The organism is Streptomyces sp. NPDC028907, from assembly GCF_055564995.1.
Genome location: NZ_JBVHVE010000002.1, coordinates 268,868 through 288,069 on the forward strand (window position 1 = coordinate 268,868; position 19,202 = coordinate 288,069).

18 protein-coding genes and 3 pseudogenes are annotated in these 19,202 nt (G+C 70.1%); 14 read left to right on the forward strand and 7 right to left on the reverse strand.

The features are described 5' to 3' along the window. Window positions 1-17: 17 nt before the first annotated feature. From ACZ4UU_RS05640 to ACZ4UU_RS05650, 3 genes are all read left to right on the forward strand, one after another. Window positions 18-1,394, forward strand: coding sequence for a diacylglycerol/lipid kinase family protein (locus ACZ4UU_RS05640; protein WP_468036721.1), 1,377 nt, complete (start codon window positions 18-20; stop codon window positions 1,392-1,394). A gap of 202 nt (window positions 1,395-1,596) precedes the next feature. After that, window positions 1,597-2,718 (forward strand): ArsR/SmtB family transcription factor, encoded by a 1,122-nt coding sequence (locus tag ACZ4UU_RS05645; protein ID WP_468036723.1) that lies wholly within the window; start codon window positions 1,597-1,599, stop codon window positions 2,716-2,718. 56 nt (window positions 2,719-2,774) lie between these two features. Continuing rightward, window positions 2,775-4,043 (forward strand): MFS transporter, encoded by a 1,269-nt coding sequence (locus ACZ4UU_RS05650; RefSeq protein ID WP_468036725.1) that lies wholly within the window; start codon window positions 2,775-2,777, stop codon window positions 4,041-4,043. Between the two features lie 618 nt (window positions 4,044-4,661). Here ACZ4UU_RS05650 and ACZ4UU_RS05655 read toward each other — a convergent pair. The 5 genes from ACZ4UU_RS05655 to ACZ4UU_RS05675 form a co-directional block, all read right to left on the reverse strand. Continuing rightward, window positions 4,662-5,009 (reverse strand): YciI family protein, encoded by a 348-nt coding sequence (locus ACZ4UU_RS05655; RefSeq protein ID WP_468036727.1) that lies wholly within the window; start codon window positions 5,007-5,009, stop codon window positions 4,662-4,664. A gap of 63 nt (window positions 5,010-5,072) precedes the next feature. Then, complete coding sequence (locus tag ACZ4UU_RS05660; RefSeq protein ID WP_468036729.1) at window positions 5,073-5,981, reverse strand: Vgb family protein; 909 nt, start codon at window positions 5,979-5,981, stop codon at window positions 5,073-5,075. Continuing rightward, entirely contained in the window at window positions 5,978-6,634 is a 657-nt protein-coding gene (locus ACZ4UU_RS05665; protein WP_468036731.1) for a CatB-related O-acetyltransferase, read from the reverse strand. Before ACZ4UU_RS05665 ends, ACZ4UU_RS05660 begins: the two co-directional genes overlap by 4 nt. Before the next feature lie 139 nt (window positions 6,635-6,773). Further along, window positions 6,774-7,166, reverse strand: coding sequence for a VOC family protein (locus tag ACZ4UU_RS05670; RefSeq protein ID WP_468036733.1), 393 nt, complete (start codon window positions 7,164-7,166; stop codon window positions 6,774-6,776). Between the two features lie 90 nt (window positions 7,167-7,256). Beyond that, window positions 7,257-7,451 (reverse strand): hypothetical protein, encoded by a 195-nt coding sequence (locus ACZ4UU_RS05675; protein ID WP_468036735.1) that lies wholly within the window; start codon window positions 7,449-7,451, stop codon window positions 7,257-7,259. Between the two features lie 106 nt (window positions 7,452-7,557). Between ACZ4UU_RS05675 and ACZ4UU_RS05680 the strand changes: the two genes are divergently transcribed. The 3 genes from ACZ4UU_RS05680 to ACZ4UU_RS05690 all read left to right on the forward strand — a co-directional run bounded on the left by ACZ4UU_RS05680 (window position 7,558) and on the right by ACZ4UU_RS05690 (window position 8,951). Next, the gene (locus tag ACZ4UU_RS05680) at window positions 7,558-8,211 is read left to right on the forward strand and encodes a TetR/AcrR family transcriptional regulator (protein WP_468036736.1); all 654 of its coding nucleotides are present in this window, start codon (window positions 7,558-7,560) and stop codon (window positions 8,209-8,211) included. A 108-nt stretch (window positions 8,212-8,319) separates the two neighbouring features. Beyond that, window positions 8,320-8,508 (forward strand): hypothetical protein, encoded by a 189-nt coding sequence (locus tag ACZ4UU_RS05685; RefSeq protein ID WP_468036738.1) that lies wholly within the window; start codon window positions 8,320-8,322, stop codon window positions 8,506-8,508. Continuing rightward, window positions 8,505-8,951 carry a hypothetical protein gene (locus ACZ4UU_RS05690; protein ID WP_468036740.1) on the forward strand — a complete coding sequence of 149 codons (447 nt, stop codon included), beginning with the start codon at window positions 8,505-8,507 and terminating at the stop codon, window positions 8,949-8,951. Before ACZ4UU_RS05685 ends, ACZ4UU_RS05690 begins: the two co-directional genes overlap by 4 nt. A 496-nt stretch (window positions 8,952-9,447) precedes the next feature. On the opposite strand, the gene ACZ4UU_RS05695 is transcribed toward ACZ4UU_RS05690, so the two are convergent. After that, the gene (locus tag ACZ4UU_RS05695; RefSeq protein WP_468036742.1) at window positions 9,448-10,029 is read right to left on the reverse strand and encodes a hypothetical protein; all 582 of its coding nucleotides are present in this window, start codon (window positions 10,027-10,029) and stop codon (window positions 9,448-9,450) included. A gap of 336 nt (window positions 10,030-10,365) precedes the next feature. Between ACZ4UU_RS05695 and ACZ4UU_RS05700 the strand changes: the two genes are divergently transcribed. Both ACZ4UU_RS05700 and ACZ4UU_RS05705 read left to right on the forward strand, forming a co-directional pair. After that, a complete protein-coding gene (locus ACZ4UU_RS05700; RefSeq protein ID WP_468036744.1) occupies window positions 10,366-10,932 on the forward strand; it encodes a hypothetical protein in 567 nt (188 codons plus the stop codon). A gap of 81 nt (window positions 10,933-11,013) precedes the next feature. Beyond that, on the forward strand, window positions 11,014-11,964 hold the full coding sequence (locus ACZ4UU_RS05705) for a hypothetical protein (RefSeq protein ID WP_468036746.1): 951 nt from the start codon (window positions 11,014-11,016) through the stop codon (window positions 11,962-11,964). 301 nt (window positions 11,965-12,265) lie between these two features. Here the strand turns inward: ACZ4UU_RS05705 and ACZ4UU_RS05710 are convergent. Then, window positions 12,266-12,427, reverse strand: a pseudogene (locus ACZ4UU_RS05710) (4-hydroxy-2-oxovalerate aldolase); the annotation flags it as partial. A 123-nt stretch (window positions 12,428-12,550) separates the two neighbouring features. Between ACZ4UU_RS05710 and ACZ4UU_RS05715 the strand changes: the two are divergent. The 6 genes and pseudogenes from ACZ4UU_RS05715 (at window position 12,551) to ACZ4UU_RS05740 (ending at window position 19,120) form a co-directional block, all read left to right on the forward strand. Continuing rightward, a pseudogene (locus ACZ4UU_RS05715) lies at window positions 12,551-12,622 on the forward strand. Window positions 12,623-13,335: 713 nt separating this feature from the next. After that, window positions 13,336-13,728, forward strand: a complete 393-nt coding sequence (locus ACZ4UU_RS05720; RefSeq protein ID WP_468036748.1) for a hypothetical protein — start codon at window positions 13,336-13,338, stop codon at window positions 13,726-13,728. A gap of 286 nt (window positions 13,729-14,014) precedes the next feature. Next, window positions 14,015-14,101, forward strand: a pseudogene (locus tag ACZ4UU_RS05725) (CarD family transcriptional regulator); the annotation flags it as partial. Between the two features lie 290 nt (window positions 14,102-14,391). Continuing rightward, the gene (locus ACZ4UU_RS05730; RefSeq protein WP_468036750.1) at window positions 14,392-15,372 is read left to right on the forward strand and encodes a hypothetical protein; all 981 of its coding nucleotides are present in this window, start codon (window positions 14,392-14,394) and stop codon (window positions 15,370-15,372) included. Between the two features lie 62 nt (window positions 15,373-15,434). After that, window positions 15,435-17,492, forward strand: a complete 2,058-nt coding sequence (locus tag ACZ4UU_RS05735) for an ATP-binding protein (RefSeq protein ID WP_468036752.1) — start codon at window positions 15,435-15,437, stop codon at window positions 17,490-17,492. A gap of 5 nt (window positions 17,493-17,497) precedes the next feature. Further along, window positions 17,498-19,120, forward strand: coding sequence for a hypothetical protein (locus tag ACZ4UU_RS05740; RefSeq protein ID WP_468036754.1), 1,623 nt, complete (start codon window positions 17,498-17,500; stop codon window positions 19,118-19,120). The last annotated feature ends 82 nt before the right edge of the window (window positions 19,121-19,202 follow it).

Below are 19,202 nucleotides of genomic sequence, written 5' to 3' on the forward strand. Positions count from 1 at the left end.
AAGAGAAGGGCGGACAGGTGAAACCCGGCGGTGACACGAGGAGACCGAGGAAGACAGGCCCCGCGACCGGAGTCGAGGGCAGCGCCGCACGAGCCCGCCTCGCGGTACTCGCCCTGCTGGGCAGCATCCTGGTGGCGCTCGTCGCCGCCGGTCTGCGGAGCGTGCTGTGGGCGCTGGCGGGCATCGCCGGGCTGGCGCTGGCCGCCGTGGGGGTGTGGTGGGCCCTGGCGCACACCGGAGCGCTCCGTGCTCTCGGGGCGGTCCTGTCAGTGATGGCACCGGTCGCTGTCCTGGCCCTCTATGCCACGTCCGGGATGCTGGGGCCGGCCTTGCTGTCCCTGGCTCTGTGGGCCCTGGCCGTCACGGCGGCGCGTACGGCCCTGAGCCCCGGGCACACCACCTCCGAGCAGTCCGGGCAGGCGGTCGCCGAGACACCCCACAGCCCTTGGATCCTCATGAATCCGCGCTCCGGCGGCGGCAAAGTAGGTCGTTTCCAGCTGGTCGACAAGGCCCGGGCGGCCGGCGGCCGGGTGGTCCTGCTCGAGGGCGGCCAGGATGTGACGGAACTGGCCCGGCAGGCCGTCGCCGAGGGGGCCGATCTGCTGGCGGTGGCGGGCGGCGACGGCACCCAGGCGCTGGTGGCCGAGGTCGCGGCGGGCCATGACCTGCCGTTCGTGGTGATTCCCGCCGGCACCCGCAACCACTTCGCCCTGGACCTCGGCCTCGACCGCCACGATCCGGCGGCGGCCCTGGAAGCCCTGACCCACGGCGTCGAAGTCCGCATCGACCTCGGGTACGCCGCGGACCGGGTCTTCGTCAACAACGCCTCATTCGGAACGTACGCGTCCGTCGTCACCGACCCCGCGTACCGGGACGCCAAGGCGCGCACGACCCTGCGCACCCTCCCCGGCCTCCTCACGGGCGAGGAGGCGCCCGGGCTGCGGGCGCGGGCCGACGCTGCGTACGTCGACGGACTTCAGGCACTCCTCGTCAGCAACAATCCCTACGGACGTGCCGTCGACGCGGCCCATCCGGGGCGCAGGGATCGGCTGGACTCGGGCCTGCTCGGCGTAGTGTGCGTGCGGGTCGGCAACACCGCTCAGGCGGCTCGACTGGTGCGCGGCCCGCGCTCCGGGGGGCTTGTCCGGCTGAGCGCGAGGGAAGTCGTCGTCGAAGCCGGCACGGACACCCTCCCGGTCGGCATCGACGGAGAGCATGTCGTTCTGCCCTCACCCGTCGTGTGCCGCAGCGCGCCGGGAGCACTCCGGGTGCGTGTGCCTCGCCGTCGCCCCCACGCACCGCGTGTCGGCGGCGGGGCGGCTGACTGGTCGCGCGTGGCACGGTTGGCGCTGGGCCGTCTCTCCCCTGCCCAGGACAAGACGAGCCATGAATGAGCGGCGCGGGCGCGCGGTACGAGCCGCGCTGCGGCCTCGGCGATGGCGAGGTCGGCCTCGGGGAACAGGCTCGTGTACGTGTCGGCCGTGATGGTGATCGGCGAGTGGCCGAGCATCTCCTGGATGTCCTTCTGGTCGGCCCTGCCGCTTGTGGCGCGGCGCGGCTCCCGTCACGGACGCCATGAGGCAAGGATGACGAGTCATGACGATCGTGTTCCGGGTCCCGGCCGGCGGTGCGGAGCGGGTGGGGTTCGCCTACTCGCCGACGATGGAAGCCGTGCTGAGTCTCCATGTGCTGGTGGAGCCCAAGCACCACCCCGTCCAGCACGGCTGGGTGCGTGCGATGCGCAAGCTGTCCCCGGCGCTGAAGCGGGAGATCGAGGCGTTCTCCTATGCGGTGCGCTCGTACTTCCCCGAGTTCCTCTTTCCGCGGCCGACCGGCCAACTGGCGGACTTCGAAGACGAACTGGCCGGCTTGCGCGGGGCGGATCCGGAACTGGTCCGCCTGGAGTTCGCCGTCCCCCTGCTCACGCCCTGGCCGGGCGGCGGCAAGGGCAGGGATCCGCGCGTGCTGGACGAACCGGAGGTACGCGGCCTGGTGCGGGAGCGAGTCGCACGGGAAAGCGACGAAGCGATGGCCGCGATGCTCCTCGACGATCCCCGCGCCCTGCTCGAACGGTTCCTGAGCATGCTGGAGCGCTACTGGCGGGAGGCGTTCGAGGAGGAATGGGCACGGCTCGAACCCGAACTCGCCGCCGGTGTCAGCGAGGCCGGACACCAGATCGAGCAGCGCGGCCTGTACGGGATGCTCCGCGGCCTGTGGCCGGAGGTGCGCAGCGATCCGCGGGCCGAACGCTTCTGGCTGGAGCGGCCGCACGACCACGAGGTCGCCATCGGCCCGGACGACACACTCGTCCTCGCCCCCAGCGCCTACGTGTGGCCGCACGTACGCGTCAACTGCGACGGTCCGTGGCCCCTCGGGCTCGTCTTCCCCGTCTCCTCGATCGTCCGGGAAGCCCGCCCGCGGATTCCGCCGGCCAGGCTCGTCGGCACACTCCGCGCGCTCGCCGACGACACCCGGCTGCGCGCCCTGCGACTGCTCGCCGAACGCCCACGCAGCACACAGGAGTTGGCCCCGCTCGTCGGCGTCAGCGAGGCCGCTCTGTCCAAGCACCTGCGGGTGCTGGCGGACGCGGGCCTGCTGGAGCGCCGCCGCGAGGGCTATTACGTCCTGTACCGGCTTGCGCCCGGACAGGTGGCGGGCCTGACCCCCAGCCTGGAAAGCTTCCTGCACGGCGACGGCGAGGTGACTGAGCCCCACTGATTAGCCATCCGCCTAATAAGTGGATCGGGCCCCCGACGGAACCCGACAGTGGCCGCATGTCACTGCTGAAGGACCGCAACTTCCTGCTTCTCTTCGCCGGTCAGGGCATCTCACGCTTCGGCGACGGCCTGTACACCGCCGCGACCGCCTGGCTGGCCTGGTCGCTGACGAAGGACCCGACGGCCGTCGCCCTGGTCAGCGTCTCCGCGTTCGCGCCCGCGTTCGTGGCCACCTTCGTCGTCGCCTCGTACGCCGACCGCCGCGACCGCCGGAAGCTGATGATCGCCACCGACCTGGCCCGGGTCGCCGTGGTGGCCGTGGCTTCGGTCCTGCTCGCCCTCGACCTGCTGAACCTGCCCCTGCTCGTGGCGACCACGGCGCTGCTGGCGCTGATCGGCGCCCCGTTCGCCCCGGCCCGCAACGCCATCGTTCCGCAGATCGTGCCGGACGAGCGCCTCCAGCAGGCCAACGGGCTGCTGCAAGTCGCCTTCCGGGCCGCCTTCTTCGTCGGCCCGCTCATGCTGGCGCCGCTGCTGGCCTTCGGCTCGCTGCAGTCGGTGCTGGTGGTGAACGGGCTGACCTTCCTGGGCTCGGCGGTCGCCGTGGCAGCCATCCGCGTGACCCGCCCCGCCGCGACCAGCGGGCAGACCGGGCTGTGGTCCGATCTCAGCGCCGGGCTCAGGGCAGTGCGGGCGGCTCCCGATGTACTCGTGGTCATCGTGACCTTCGTGCTCGCCCTCGCCCTGACCAACGGTTTCCTGACCGTCGGGCTGGTCGTGGTCGTGGGGCAGGGCGGCCAGTACGGCCTGCTGCTCGGCGTCGCCGGGGTCGCCGAAGTGGTGGGCGCCCTGCTCCTGGCCGGCCTGCGCATCCGCAGACTCGCACTGGCCGCGGTGCTGGCGTGGGCCCTGCTCGGGATCTTCCGGGCTCCACTGGGAACGGTCACCTCCCATGCTGTGGCGGCCGTTCTCCTGACCGCCACAGGGCTGGCCTCGGCCCTCACGGACATTCCCTTGATCGCACTGGTGCAGCAGCGCATACCGAGCCATCATCTGGCGAAGGCGCTCGGCCTGTGGGAGGCCGGGGTGGCAGGAGCCCTGGCGATCTCCCCCTTCGTGGCCTCGACCACCATCACCCTCGCCGGAGTCGAGAACGCCTTCCTGCTCTCGGGAGCCGCCGTTGTCGTCCTGGCCGTGACCGCCACGCTCACCCTCACATGTGTCGGCGCACGGCAGCCCGGTCAGGAGCCCTTCGTCACAGCCGACGGCACGGCAAGCGTCGCGGCGCCGGGAGAGACAGCGGTGATCACGGCCAAACCGGAGTGACCACGCGGATCATCGCGATGCGCAGGTCAGCTGAGGACACGCTCGCCGCAGCCTGACAACGAGCACGTTGGGGCCATCAGGCAGCGCCCCCGGCGCGGGCACGCTGTCGCGGACTTGCGCCGGCATCGGCTCCACAGACGGCCGAAGCCTCATCCGCGACGAAGACCTACCGGGACGGAGACATGTTCACCGGCATCCTCAAAGCAGCGGCCCCCTTCCCGGTGGAGATCGACCTCGGCCAGATCTGACCCACGCACTGCTCAGCAACCGGCAGCGCGTGAGCGATGCGTGAGCGGACGTTCCGCCACAGGGCGGCATGCGCCGGATCGAGTGGCTCGCCCGCGCTCCTGACCAGGGAAAACAGCACCGCGTGGCAGCGCCGGGCACCACCTGGCAGGATTCGATCCCACTCCTAAAGCGGGTGCCGCAGGTTCGAATCCTGCCGGGGGAACAGAGAAACACCTGGTCAAAGGCCCTTCCGTCCGTCGGACGTAGGGGCCTTCGAGGCAGGAGGCCGGGGCCGACCCTGCTGTCCTGGGGCCACGTGCGCCCGTAGGGCGAGGTGAAGCTCGACCTGGGCTCGTGCCTTGAGGTCACCGGGCCAGTCCCCGGCCCAGTTCAAGCGGATTCGAGGATCGGGCGGATCTCGATGGTTTCGGGGGTGGGGAGGTTCTTGGCCAGTTCGACGGCTTCCTCTCGGTCGGCCACGTCGATGATGAACCAGCCGCCGAGGGTCTCCTCGCCGGCGTGCGCGGGCCCGTCGGTCACCGTGGGTGTCCCGTCGGCCGTTCTGCGCACCGTCGTGGGAGTGATGTGCTCGGTCTCCAGAGCTTCACCGCCGACCAGTTTCCCGGCCGCGGCGATGCTGCCGATCCAGCCTTCGTATTCCTTGCGGTACGCCGCCCGGTCGGCCTGGATCCGGCGGCGTGACTCGTCCGTCTCGAAGATCACGAGTGCGCATTTCAAGGATGCTCCTCTCCAGCCGCCGTACGGGCGACTCCTGCTGATGCTGTGTGAGATACAGCCTGGTCAGGTGGCGCTGTCCGCTGGGGCGATGGGGGCGATGCGGGCGAGTGCACCGATCTCCAGTGCCGTCCACACGGCGCCGTCGGGACCGGGTGCGATGCCGTGCGGTTCGGAGTGGGGGGTGGGCAGGTCGTGGACGGTCAGGGAGCCGTCGGGGGTGATCGTGCCGACGCGGTTGCCTCCCCATTCGGTGAACCATGCGGTGCCGTCGCTGTCGACGGTGACGGCGTGCGGTCGGGCGGTGCGGTCGGGCAGCGGGAACTCGGTGATCTGCCCGTCAGTGGTGATCCGCCCGAGCTGACCGGCGGCGATCTCGACGAACCACAGCGCGCCGTCGCGGCCTGCGGCGATCCCCACCGGCGCCGCCGCCTCCGTCGGCAGGGGATGGATGGTGACCGCACCGTCCATGCCGATCCGGCCGAGGGCGTTCGCCTGGTTGAGGGTGAACCACATCCCGTCGTCGTCACCGGCGGTGATCGCTGAGGGGAACGCGCCTGTGACGGGGAGCGGGAACTCGGTGATGCGGCCGTCGACGGTGATGCGGCCGATACGGTCGGCGGCGGTCTCGGTGAACCACAGCGCGCCGTCGGGTCCCGCCGCGATGCCGAACGGCCCGCAGCCGGGGGTGGGCAGGCCGAATTCGTCGATGACGCCGTCGGTGGTGATCCGCCCGATCCGGCCCGCCCGGTACTCGGTGAACCACAGCGCGCCGTCGGGGCCGGGTGTGATGACGGTCGGCCCGCAGGTGGGGTCGAGCCGATGGCTCGTCGGCTCCTCGCCGGGCACGAGCCGGCCGATCCGGCCGCTGTGGACGAGGGTGAACCACAGCGCCCCGTCCGGCCCCGTCGTCAGGGCGTAGGGTCCGGCCGCGCTGTCGGCCACGGCATGTTCTTCGACGGATACCTGGGTCACAGAGGCTTCCCCAAACCGTGCTCGGTGGCGATGCGGGCGATGTCGTCCGGGGTTCCGGACATGATGGTGCGGGCGTGTTCGGTGACGAGGCTGGCGGGCCAGTCCCACCAGGCGGCGCGCAGCAGTTGCTCGACGTCGGCGTCGCTGAACCGTTGCCGGATCGGTCTGGCCGGGTTGCCGCCGACGATCGTGTAGGGCGGAACGTCGGCGGTGACCACGGCGCCGGCCGCGATGATCGCGCCATCGCCGATGCGTACGCCGGGCATGACGGTCACCTGGTAACCGAACCAGACGTCATTGCCGATCACCGTGTCACCGCGGCTGGGCATGGACGTGACGATATCCAGGGTCCCCTCGGTCCAGCGGCCGCCGAACATGGTGAACGGGAACGTGGACACCCCCATCGTCGGATGCTCCGCACCCGCCATCAGGAACCTGGTTCCCGTGGCGATCGCGCAGTACCTGCCGATGACCAGACGCTCGGGGCCGTACGCGTACAGGACGTTGAGGTGCTCGAACCCGGTCGCGCCGGCCGGGTCGTCGTAGTAGGTGTACTCGCCCACGACGATCTTCGGCGAGGTGACCAGTGGTTTGAGGAACACCACCCGGTCATGCGCCGGCAGTGGATGAACGGTGGTGGGGTCAGGCGACAACGTACGGTCCTTCGGATCTGTGGCCCGTGGCCTTCGGGATGGGGTCCTCCGCGGCTTCACGCGGAGCGGTCGGCGCGGAGCGGTCGGCGCGGAGCGGTCGGCGCGGAGCGGTCGGCGCGGAGCGGTCGGCGCGGAGCGGTCAGGCAGGGTCGGAAGGAGTGGTCCACTCGACGAACTGGATGACAACTCCGTTCGGGTCCTTGATCTGGAACAGCCGCTCGCCCCAAGGCTCTTCACGCAGCGGCATGGTGATGTCGACGCCCTCGGCGCGCAGCCGCTTCTCCTCGTCCTCGATACCGGCGCCGGTGAAGGCGAGGATCAGGCCGGAGGCGCGCTGGTCGCGCTGGTCACCCGGCAGCACTTCGGTGCCACGTGCAAGCAGGACGATGTCCACCGCGGCGTCGTCGCGCGTCAGGGAGGCGAACCCGTCGGCGGCGGCCTGCTCGACATAGCCGAGGTGGGTGGTGAAGAACCGCTGGGACGCGGCGACGTCGTCGACGGTGAGCGAGACGGTGGACGCGGTGATCTGCAAGACGGTTCTCCTCATGGATTCTTCGCGGAGCCTGTCGCCTGTCGCCGCTGGTGGGCGAGGCGGTCGGCGTGATCGTTGGTGGGGGTGCGGTCAGTAGCCGCCGCGTCGCGGCAGGCTGCGAACGGGCGGGGTGATACGCCGGGCGCGGGCGGCGGCCGTTCGGGCGGGTTGCTGCCTGTCACGGCGACGCGGCGCGGGGATCGGGCTGCTGCCGGTACGTCCGGCCAGGACCTCATCGAGGCCGGCGGCGAGGGGGGCGTAGGACGCGTAGCTGGCTTCACGCATGGACTCTCCTCTTCGAACTGCCATCGTAAACTTGCGACGGGGGCAAATTTAGTCTGAGGCTCATGAGGGTGTCAACATAAAAATGCTACGAGGGTAAGATTGCCTCATGGCTACCTACACCACATCGCCCGCGCAGCCTGCCGGCCTGCGGGAAACCAAGAAGCAGGAGACCCGGCAGCTCATCTCCGACCACGCCACCCGGCTGTTCCTCGCCCAGGGCTTCGAGCGGACCACCATCGCCGAGATCGGCGCCGCTGCACGGGTCGCCAAGAAGACGGTGACCAACTACTTCCCACGCAAGGAGGATCTGGCCCTGGACCACCAGGACGCGTTCATCGCAGCCCTGGCAGACACGGTGACCGCTCGACGGCCCGGCGAGTCCGCCCTGGCGGCGCTGCGCCGCGCCTTCGCCGACGCCGCCGCGGCCACGGATCCGGTCTCCGGATTCTCAGGCCCTGCCTTCGCCCGCATGATCGCCGACAGCCCCGCCCTCTCGGCGTGCCTGCGTGGCCTGCATGACCAGCGCGAACGCGCCCTGGCCCACGCTCTCGCCGCGGCCGTCGGCGCACCGCCGAACGACATCACCGTCCAGACGGCCGCCGGACTGCTCGGCACCGTCCACCGCATCCTGTTCCAGCGCATCCAAGACCTCACCCTGGCCGAACACTCCAACGACGAGATCGCCGAAACCATCACCACGGAGGCGGCCGACGCCTTCGACATGCTGGAACCAGCTCTCTCCCACTACGCCACCGCCTGAACGAGGAGGGCCTTCCTCACATCCGGAGTCCACCAGGAGTCCGCATCCCCGGGCGCACCTGAGGACGCGCCCCTCGGGGGCCTGCGCCGCATCGTCGACGCGCGGGGGGTGTCCGGCTACATCGCGGCCGCCGCCGCCCATCAGGACGCCATGGACCGATTGCGCGAATTGGCTGAACGCCTCGAAGAAGAGCACGGCGCGGTGACGGACGACGAGCAGCGAGCGGCGCTGGACCGCATCGCCGCCATTGACGGCTGGCATGACAAGCAGCCATCGAGTTCGGACGAGGCAGCGTGAGCCGCACCGCCCGAGCGAAGCTGCACCGGCCGCGACAGCGCGTCTTCGTGTTTGGCTGCGAGGCTCTCTCCAAGGCGGTTGAGGGCGACCGGGAGATGGCCGCACTGATCAAGACGGCTCCGCGGCTGGACATCCCGATCGTCACCTCGGCGCTCACCACCTTGGCGGCATGGGATCCTCGCGAAACGTCGAGGCAGGCATTGTGGAACTGGACGCTCTCCCGGATCCGCATCGTGCACACGGACGATCAGGTGATCGCCATGGCGCGAGACATGCTGAAGGCAGCCGGCCTGCATGGGCGCAAGTACGCCATCGATGCCATTCTGGCGGCTGTGGCCGGGCGGGAGGCCGTGCAGGGAGCTCAGGCAACCGTCTTCACTTCCGACACCGCCGACATGAATCGACTCCTCGCGGGACACTCCGTGCGAGTCGAGAAGGTCTGACGAAACGCCGCCCGCGCTGCACTCCGACCACTCGCCACTTCCCCCTGAGCTGCCCATGCCCAGCCAGACCGCATCCACAGCGGGTGTCGCAGGGCTTTCGCCCTGAGCCCCGCGAGGGCTACCTGCTCGGTCACCTGGCCAGGTGCGGCGACAACCACACGGTGGCCTGCCGGATGTCCCTGTCGTTAGCTAGGCCGCGGCGCTTCCGCCAGCTCGCTGCGCTTCTTCATCTCTCGCCGGAGCAGACTCTTGCAGGTACGAGGCCTATGCGCGCAAGTCGCCGAACAACAGCCGTGTTGCCCCAGCTAGCGGGATCCATCTGCCGATCAAGGGCCACCAAATACGCGTTGGCGGACAATATGACCAGTGGCAGTTCGCCAAACGCATCCCGCGGGACATCCCGCTGCAACGGACTCATTGTTCTCACGTCAGGCACTCAGCCGAAACCGTGAGCAAGTTCGGGGCCACGTTCGACCGAAGACGATAAACGCCAAGCTTAGCTTTGCGATGGGTCATCGGCAGCCGCGCGGCGCCGGAGTCCCAGCAGTGTCCCGCCCGCCGCCAGCGTCACCACGGCACCCGACGCGATGCCGAGTGCCAAGCCGCCGCCGAAGCCCGGCCCGTCGCTTGATGCCGGGGCCTCGTCCGGAGCCGAGACCGTCACCTCTCCACGTAGGACGATCGAGGGGTAGTCGCACACATAGTCGCGGTCCTTTTCCGTCACGCAGGCGGCGTCCTTGTGGCGCAGCGTGAACGTCACGGGATACGTGCCGGGCTTCAGGCTCTCTTTGATCCGGCCCGCACCCACCCAGGCGCTCTTAGTGTCACCCAGGGCGGTGTCGTCGGTCAGCGCCGGGCTGGAGACGTCCACCGCCGTCGGGTGCGGATTGCCAGGGCGCTCCTTGACCGTGAGTTCCACTGCCTCGCCAGGTTCTACCGGACCGCTGGCGGAGACGTATCCCCGTCCGGGGAAAGGGAGTGAGTCGGCGTATGCCGTCCCGGCGTACCCAAGCAGGATCAGCGGCACGGAAATTGCGAAAAGTCCGCCGTGTACGGACGAGCGCGCGAAGTGGATCATATGCATTTCCCCCTGCATGAAGTGGTCATTACGACCATGGCCGACCGTGACGCACTCACGCCAGGCGGCGTGACGCGCGTCTCATATGATCTGGGGGATTTGACCATGAAGTTGCGCAGAGCACTGAGTGCTGCGGCGGGGGCCGCGGCACTCATTCTGCTGCCGGATCTTCCGGCGTACGCAGACCAAGGCGATCCGCCTCGTTCGGGGAATGCCACCCCGAGCGCCCTGGCGGAGTAGCCTTCCGTTCCTCCAGCTCCCGTCCCGACGGGCGGTGACGACGACACGCGCGGGTTCACTCCCGCCGACGCCGACAGCTACTGGACTCCGGAGCGCATGCGGGCCGCAAAGCCCGTCCAGGAGCAGGAGGTTAAGCAGTTTCCTGCTCCGACCAGGACGCCTCGCTCCCCCAGCAAGCCGTTCGAAGGGCTGCCCATCGTCGGTACCTTCTTCTGGAACGACGGCACCGACACCGGCCGCTTCTGCGGCGGCACGGTCATCAAGAGCCCCGGCAAGAACATCGTGATGAGCGCCGGACACTGCTTCGACGACCAGGACGCGCGCAAGAACCTCACGTTCGTCCCGCAGTACGACGACGGCAAGAAGCCGCACGGCGCCTTCACTGTCAAGCCCGGACGTATCTACGTCGACAAGCGATACCTGTCCAAGGGCCCGGACGCCGCGGCCGACCTCGACTTCAACTTCCTGCAGATCGAACCGCGCGGTGGCAAGAAGGTCGAGGACATCGTCGGCGGGGCCGAGTTGATGATCAATGCCGGGTACGCCCACGCCCCGGTCCGCCTCATCGGCTACCCGGCCAACCAGAGGCGTCCGCTGGGTACGGAAAGGTGCTCTGCACCGGGGGTTCTGCAGCGGACAGCACGGCGCCCGCGCCGGCGGTGACCCGGTCCACGCAACGCAGGCGGTCGATCCCACGTCTGGCAGGGAGAACAGCCAGGAACCACCCCCCGAACGGAGTGCTCGGTGCTCATAGGACTCCTGACCGCCGTTGCGGCCTCGATCTGTTACGGCACGGGGTCCGTCCTCCAGGCCGTCGGCTCCCGCAAGTCGGCCCGCCGCGAGGCGGCCGCCGCCGGGCACACCACCCGACAGGTCACCGCGCATGGCGGCCCCAGTCTCTCCTCCACCGCCCAGGCCGCGATGACCTGGGAGTTCGTCGTCGGCACGGTCCTGGACTTCGTCGGCTTCGGGCTCGGCGCGCTCGCCGCCCGTCTGCTGCCGCTGTTCCTCTCCCAGACGGTCATCAGCGCCAACCTCGTCATCACGGCCGTCCTGAGCGTCAAGCTGCTCGGCATCCGGCTGACCCGGGCGGAGTGGACCTCGATCGCGGTCGTATGCTCGGCGCTGGTGCTGCTCGCCAGCGCGGCGGGCCCTGAGGGCAGCGGGCACACGCCGATCACCACCCACTGGTGGCTCCTCGCGATCTCACTGCTGCTGATGGCGGGCGGCACGGTCCTGGTCCGGCTGCTCGGCGCCCGGGCCGCGATCCTGGCCGGTCTGCTCTCCGGTCTCGGCTTCGGCGCGCTCGGCGTGGGCGTGCGAGTGCTGAACGGGATCGATCCGTTCGACCTGGGCACGCTGCTCACCGACCCGGCCCTGTACGCCATTCTGGTCGCCGGAATCGGCGGCATGTACCTGCACACCGTCGCGCTGCAGATCGGCTCGGTGAACGGGGCGACGGCGGCGCTGGTCGTCGGCGAGACCGTGCTGCCCGGCATGATCGGCGTCTGGTGGCTGGGGGACGCCTCACGCCCCGGCTTCGCCTGGCTGGCGGTGACCGGCTTCGTCCTGGCGGTCTCGGGCGCGGTCGCGGTGGCCTGGTTCGGCGCGCCGGAAAACGCCGGGAAGGACGTCCCGGCCCCGACCGACGCCCCCGCCCAGACCCCGGCGCTTGCCCAAAACCGAGGCCAGTAGCGTCGGGGACCGGCGCGGTGGCTGCCGCTCCGTACGAGCCGGGCGGCGGCCTCGGCGATCGCCAGGTCCGCCTCGGGAAGCAGACTCGTGTACGGCCGGCCGGCCGTGACGGTGATCGGCGATTGGTGATCGGCGATTGGCGATGGCGATGGCGATGGCGATTGGCCGAGCGTCTCTGGATGTCCTTCAGGTCGGCCACTGTGATCGTCCGCGCCTGCCACTGACCGGCACCCGCGACATCCCGCCGGTACCGGGCGACGCAGTCTGGACGCGGCGGTCCGGGCACAACCGCCACGCCCTTGCCCGAGCCTGCCCCCTGACCGGCGAGCGAGGCGTCGACGCGGACAGCACCGCTCTCGACGGCGACGACGGAGTTCACCACTCCCGGGGCGAGGTTGTGATGGGCGTGGATGCCCAACTCCGTGGCCGGGTCGAGGACGTCACGGTAGGCGCGAAAGCGGTCGCCGGCCACGGTGATCCTCGACGAGCCGGTCAACGGCCTGGATCCCGAGGGCATCCAGCCGTATGCCCCCCGTTTCCTTCTTCGCGGTCCTGGAAGAGGGCCGCTGGCCTCCGGGCAGAGCCAGTCACCCCCCCCGGCAAGGGTTCGATCCCACTCTTAGAGCCGGTGTCGCAGGTTCGAATCCTGCCGGGGACACAGCGCGTTATGCCGATGACCTGGGATTTCTCCCACAGGGAGGCGCTCCATTCGGCCTCGGACTCTTCTTCCGGGGCCGTTTGCGTGAGCGGCTCGGGCGCCGCCGTGTAGGCGGTGTTTCCCCGCTCCTGCCGACAGGTCAGGCGTTCTGACGCAAGTGAGGGCGCACGAGGTTCGGTAGGTCGGGACACGGGGCACTGACGGCTGATCGCGCGGGAGCCACCTTCGGTACGGGCTCGCCCTGCGGAGCTTCCTCGCACTCCGGGGCGTGCAGGTCGCCGCGGTCAGGCCCGCGCCGGGCATCCAGTTCCGCGGCACCCAGCCCGTCGGCCTGGGGGACCCGAGGATCTCCCGCTCGATCGGCACCGGAAGCCGTGTGGTGGGGATGTCGCGGTGGGGGACGCCGTCAACCGGCCTTACATGGCGGGAGCTTGCACCCACACCGGGTACCGGGACTCATTCATCCAGGAGTGGGTGAGGGCGAACTGGATTCCGTGACGGTTGAGCTGGCACCATCAGGTTCGCCGGACACCTGCGAGTCCGAGTCCGTCCTCGGGCCCTGTCCTGGAGTCGGTGCAGGAGGCCGATGCAAGGCCTATGGGCGGGACGAAGAGGTGGCGCCGACGGCCCACAGCAGCAATTCCTCGAAGGATGTGTCCATGCGACTGGCTCTGAAGACGTCGGGCCCTGTGCGAACCCGGTCCCGGCGCAGGGTGCTCATCACCCTTCTGGTTGCCGCTTTCGCCGCCGCCCTGGCGATCGGCGCCATTGCGGTGGACAACGCGGTGAACCAGCCGGAGCTCCGGATACGCGGCATCCCCAGCAGCGGCGTACTGAACGCCGCCGCGCTCTCCAAGGTCACGCTCACAGTGGACGTGGTCGATCGCAACGACGAAGAGGCGCTGCGCAATGAGGCGCTGCGCACTGTCGAGGTCAGGCTGAACGGCGAGATCGTTCCCACTCTGTGGGTCGCAAGCCACCGGGTGCTCGATGTGCGGGCGTTGCGGGACGGGGAGTACGAACTGACGGTGACCGCCGACCCGGGCCTGCTCTCGCGCGAGATCAGTCTCAGTCGCCGCTTCATCGTGGACACCACCCAGCCCTGACCTCAAGGGCCCAGGCATGTGCTGGACTCGCCCACGAGCACGTCCCCGCCACCGACCCCGCGGTCCGAAAGCTTCTGAAGCGGGTGTCGCAGGTTCGAATCCTGCTCTGGGGGACACACCGCGATGAGCCGCTGACCTGAGGTTTCTCACCCCGGGGAGGCGTGCTGGTAGGCCGTCGGCCTCGGGCTCCGCGTCCGGGGCCGTTTGCGTGAGCGTGCGTCAGCAGACAAGGAGTCGGTCTCGCGCACATCACCCACCGGATCGGCGTCAGGCGTGGACACCGAGGGAGTTCGTCGGCGCGCGTGATGTCGTCGGTCAGGACGGACTGGACCGGGTCTTCGAGGTGCTGCGCGCGCCGTACGCCGAGGAGCCCATACTCCCTGACGGTCGACCTGGGCATACGCCGTCGGCCCTGCTCGTCGCGTACAGCCTCGGGGAGTGCGTCCGCGGTGAGTCGGTCCGTCATCCGGCGTATGGCCGCGGCGGTTTGATGGCTCCCGCCCAGGACCGCCCTATACCTCTCGTGGCCAACTTGGTGTGATTCAGACGGCGTTGTACCTCTGCGCCAGGTGAATCGACCTGATTACAGGAGTGAAAGCAGGGTAGGTGCCGCAGCTGAGCCGTCGGTGCGAAGACGAACAGGATCCGTCATTGTCAGCCTCAGTGCCCACGTTCAGGGACCACGACGACTTCGCCGCGTACGTCGAGAGGTACGGCCCCCGCCTCCTGCTGTGGATCTGGGACAGGGCGGAGGGGGAGCTGGGCCACCAGATCTCCTGCGCGGAGTTCGGCTCTTTGCAGAGCATTCCCATGAGCGCGGTCCGGGCCATCGTCGGCCATCTCAGCGCCGAGGAGCTGATCAGTTCCCACGACGGACACGGTACGGACGCGGGTGCTCCCGTGGTGACGCTGCGGACCGCCGGGGCGGAACGGGCTCGCCGGCTGCAGGCCCTGCGCGCGAACTCGGTCCAGCGGGGCCGTCACGCGGCACGCGCCGTACTGCACTGGATTCACGCCAACCCGCACCGGCAGCCGCTGCGGATCAGCGGATTCCTCGATTCGCCGGACGTCTTCTTCCTCGGTGAACCCCTCTCCCGGAGCGAGGTCGCCCGGGCCCTCACCTATCTGGCCGAGGAGGACCTGATCACCTGTGAGGGGCCGCCGTTCCACAACGACGTCGGCTCACACGTGGCTCTCACCTCGCAGGGCGTGAGCGCCGTGCTCAGCGGCTCCTCCGACATCGTCGCGTACGTGGCACAGCAGCGCGAGCGCCGTCGGCCCGCCCAGCACACCCATATAGAGGCCGAGTCGATCGGGCATATCACCCAGGGCGACTCCGACAACAGCGTGCACAACAGCATCGAGGTGCACACCGCGCTGGCACCCGCCGACCTCGCCCGGCTCATCGCGGAGCTGGCACCGGGACTGAACCTCGAACCGGAGTCCCGCGCGGCCCTGCTGCGCAGCGCGGACGCCCTGGCGCGCGGCGGCGACAGCGACGGCGACGGCAACCCCGGGCCGGACCGGCAGCGCGGGCTGATGGAGGGGATGCGGCGCCTGCTGGGTGCCGCCCCCGACACGGTCGGCAGGCAGTTCCTGCTGGACGCCGTCGGCCAGGCGCTGGGGAGGCTGCTCGGAAGCTGAGCCACCCGAGCGCACAGAACGACGACGGCACCAAAGACGTTGACAGAACGGGGGAGAGGGCGATGCGGATGCCCTTGTACGCACGTGACTCCATCCTGCGCGCGTTGGTGCCCCGTCTGGTCGGCCTGGCCGCCGACCGGCGGGAACTCGTCCCCCAGGAACACCGCGGCGACCTCCCCGTGACGCTGCTGACGGGCCGCCACGGCATGGGCAGGACGGCGGTCCTGGACTCCCTGGAAGAGGCCTACCGCGGGCGCGTCCCGCTCGGCAGGGTTGATGCCGCCCAGATCGAGCAGGGGCGGTGGTCCGGTTCCACGGCGGCCAACACGTCGGCCGTGGTCGAGATCCTGGAGCAGCTGGTGTGCCAGCTGGCGCCCATGGTCCCGGGCGCCGGGCGGCTCCGGTTCTCCCGTCTGCTGCCGGGACTGTTCGCGGTGTCCAGCTGGCACCGCGGCAGCGAGGCCGAACAGTCGCTGGCCCGTGACCGGTTCGCGCGCCTCCTGGTGGCCTGCGGTCTCGAAAGGGGCACGGCCGACGTGGACGGCAGTCAGTGGACGGACGACGTCAGCGAGCGCCTCGCCGACCCGGACCGGCGCCCGCACGACCTGGCTCCTGTCACCGAGGCGGTCATCCAGCAGTACTTCAGTCGGCACACCCGTAGCCGCGCCGAACGGTTTGTGCACCAGTGGTACCAGAGCCGATTCTCGGGCTCCGAGGACGGTGAGGCCGCCCTGATCCGGCTGAGCCTGCGCTTCCACCAGGGCGGCGACTTCCAGCAAGCGGTCGAGCACATCCTGATCGCCGCGTTCCTCGAAGACCTCACCGACGCCCAGGGCCGGTGGCAGCGGATCAACCGGACGCCGCGCCCCCTGGTCCTGCTGGACAACGCGCACACCGCCGCCGGACAGCGCGTGCTCGGCCTGCTGCTCGAACACCGTGCCGCGCCCGAGTCCGGCACCCGCGACCCCCTGGTCGTCGTCGCGACCAGGCTGGGCGACGGCGCGGACCTCTACCCGGACGCAACGCGCCGCGAGCTGCCCGAGCTGATCCACGCCTCCGGCTGGGAGCGCGCCGTCCCCGGCTCGCCGTCGGCGGGACTGCTCGTGGTCCCCTTGGCACCGCTGACCCGCGACGACCTGTTGCTGATGCTCGACCCGGCCCAGGGCCCCCTTCACCGCCATCTGCCGTCGGCGCTGTACGCCCTGACCCAGGGGCACCCGCAGGGCAGCAGGGCGCTGTGCGAGGCGGTCGTCCGCGCCAGTGGACAACGCGCCGTCGCACCCGAGGATCTGCTCGACCTGCCGGCCGGGGAGGGACGACCGGTCGCCGAGGTGCTGCTGGAGCAGATGATTCCGCAGCCCCAGCTGCGCGCCCGTCTGATACCGCTCGCCCTGGCCCGCGACCGGGAGGCCGCACAGGCGCTGGTGCCGGCGTCCGCACCGGCCGGTGGCGGCTTCCCGGGCGCCGGGCTCTCGTCCGTCGCCCAGTACCTGGAGGAGGAGCACTGGACGGCCGGGACGGCCGGCGCCGCCCCAGGTTTCGTCTCCGACCCCTTCCTGCGCGCCCTGCTGCTCCATGAGGCCCGTACGACGTCGGCGGCAGCCCCGCCAGGACGACGCTGGGAAGATCTGCACGCTCTCCTGCGCGAGCACCACGCGGCGCGGGGAGCCGGGCACGAGCCCGACGTTCTCCGGCACACCCTGGCGGCAGGCGGCGCGGATTCGGTGGTGAGCGCGCTGACCGAGCACTTCGGGACCTGGGAGGCGGGCCGCTGGCTGGACACCCTTCGGTACGCCGCCGAGGCCCCCCGCCCGCCATCGGGCGGATGGACGGACGAGCGCGCCGAGATCGCCCGCGGTGCCCATGACCATCGCTACGCCGAGACCGACGACGTACGCAGGTCCGTCAACAGACTGCTGCACACGCTCTGGTACCTCTCCGAGACCTACGCGGAACCCCTGCCCGACCTGTGCGACGACCTCGGCTCCGAGCTGGCGTTCCTGTCGATGCGGCATCCCTCGGGGCGCGCCGTGCTCAACGCGGCCGCCCGGGCCTGGCCGGCCGCGGCACGCGAGCGAAGGCCCTACCCGACGTACGGCTCTGCCGGAGACGAGGAGTGAGGACTGTGCTGAACCGCTTCAGGAACCGCGCGCTGGGACCGGCCGACAAGGCGGTCGTCCTCGCGGTGGGCGTCGTGCTGCTCGCGGCGGTCGCCTTCGTGGTCGTACGGCTGCTGCCCGAGAAGTGCGGCGGCGGACTGGAGGCAGCCGGGGACGAGTGCGTGGGCGTGACCGCCGGGGTCCTTGAGGGCGATCCGGAGCTGGCGGGCCTGATACGGGCCGTGGCGGACGAGAACACCCGGGTGGAGAAGGGCTGGACGGCCCCGGAGAACGGGCAGGCCAGGATCCCGTACGTGCGGGTCGCCCTCATGATGCCGTTCACCAGCGATGCCACCAGCGCCATGAGTACGGAGCAGATCGCCCGTGCGCTGGCGGGTGCCCACGCCGCCCAGCTGCGGGCCAACGCGCAGGCGGGGCCGCGCTACCAACTGCTGCTGGCCCACGACGGGAAGGACCTGGACCAGTGGGAGCCCGTCGTCGACCGGCTCGCCGGGATGACCGACGACAAGGCGCCACTGGTCGGCGTGTTCGGCATGCCGAGCAGCACTCCGGACACCCTCGCCGCGGCCAAGGCCCTCTCCGCTCACCGGATCCCGGCGATCGGCCCCATCCTCACCTCCACCACCATGGAGGCCGGCTACCTCTTCAAGACCTCCCCGTCGAACGAGCTCTTCGCCGAGGCGCTGCGGGAGTACCTCGACCAGAATCCGGGGAACGGTACGGGCTTCCTAGTCTCGGACCGGCGGGAGCGGGACAGTTACTCCGCCGACCTGCGGGAGGTCTTCCTGGCGTACTTCGGCGAGGAGTACGGGCTGAAGCAGCGGCAGGCGTCCTATCTGGGACTGACCGGCGACGACGAGGGCGTCCCCCAGCGCTTCTCCGACGCCGCCCGCAGCATCTGTCTGACCGGGGCGGACACGGTCTTCTTCGCGGGACGCGATCACGATCTGCCCCACCTGGTGGACCGGCTGGCGAACGAACCCTCCTGCGGCCACGAGAAGCCGACGCGCATCCTGAAGGTGGGGATCGGAATGGATCCCGAGTCCACCACTACGGACATCGCCGAGCAACTACGGGAGGCCCGGATCACCCTCGTGGGCGCGGCCTCCGTCGACGCCCGGTCCTGGGCGGGCGACGAGAAGCTCCCGGCCGGGCCTCGCGGCTTCCTGAAGCAGTTCGAGAAGCTGCGGGCGAAGCTGCGAGACGACCCGGCGGACAAGCAGCCATGGGGGAGCAAGCCTCTGGACGACGGCTACGCGGTCATGTACTACGACGCCTTCACCGTGCTCTCCCAGGCCACCGGCCGAGCGTACGACGACATCAACGGCGGCGCGGGGAAAGGGAGGGAAGAGACCAGCGGCGCCCCGATCCTGCCGACGCACAACGACGTCTACAACACCGTCATCAACATGAACATTCTCGGCACCCAGTCCGGGGCGAGTTGCGTCAACTGCGTACGCGGAGCCAGCGGCACCTTCGGCTTCGACGACTCTCCGGACACACGGAAGTGGGCAGTCTGCAAGCCTGTGCCCGTCATCGAGTACCCGGAACCGGCCTCCGGTGCGAAGACGAAGACGGCCGGGATCTACCGCAGCTACGAGGACACCTACAACGGCGCCTGTCCCTGACGTGACCCGGACCGGGGGCAAGCCAGAGCGAACCTCTCGGCGTGCACCTGCGCCGTCGGGTCCAACCGCCGTTCGGCGTTCG

Bases quoted from the DNA above. Each gene is read 5' to 3' on its own strand.
- ACZ4UU_RS05645 (WP_468036723.1), top strand. From the start codon at position 1,597: ATGACGATCGTGTTCCGGGTCCCGGCCGGCGGTGCGGAGCGGGTGGGG.
- ACZ4UU_RS05650 (WP_468036725.1), top strand. From the start codon at position 2,775: ATGTCACTGCTGAAGGACCGCAACTTCCTGCTTCTCTTCGCCGGTCAG.
- ACZ4UU_RS05675 (WP_468036735.1), bottom strand. From the start codon at position 7,451: ATGCGTGAAGCCAGCTACGCGTCCTACGCCCCCCTCGCCGCCGGCCTC.
- ACZ4UU_RS05695 (WP_468036742.1), bottom strand. From the start codon at position 10,029: ATGATCCACTTCGCGCGCTCGTCCGTACACGGCGGACTTTTCGCAATT.
- ACZ4UU_RS05700 (WP_468036744.1), top strand. From the start codon at position 10,366: ATGCGGGCCGCAAAGCCCGTCCAGGAGCAGGAGGTTAAGCAGTTTCCT.
- ACZ4UU_RS05735 (WP_468036752.1), top strand. From the start codon at position 15,435: ATGCGGATGCCCTTGTACGCACGTGACTCCATCCTGCGCGCGTTGGTG.
- ACZ4UU_RS05680 (WP_468036736.1), top strand. From the start codon at position 7,558: ATGGCTACCTACACCACATCGCCCGCGCAGCCTGCCGGCCTGCGGGAA.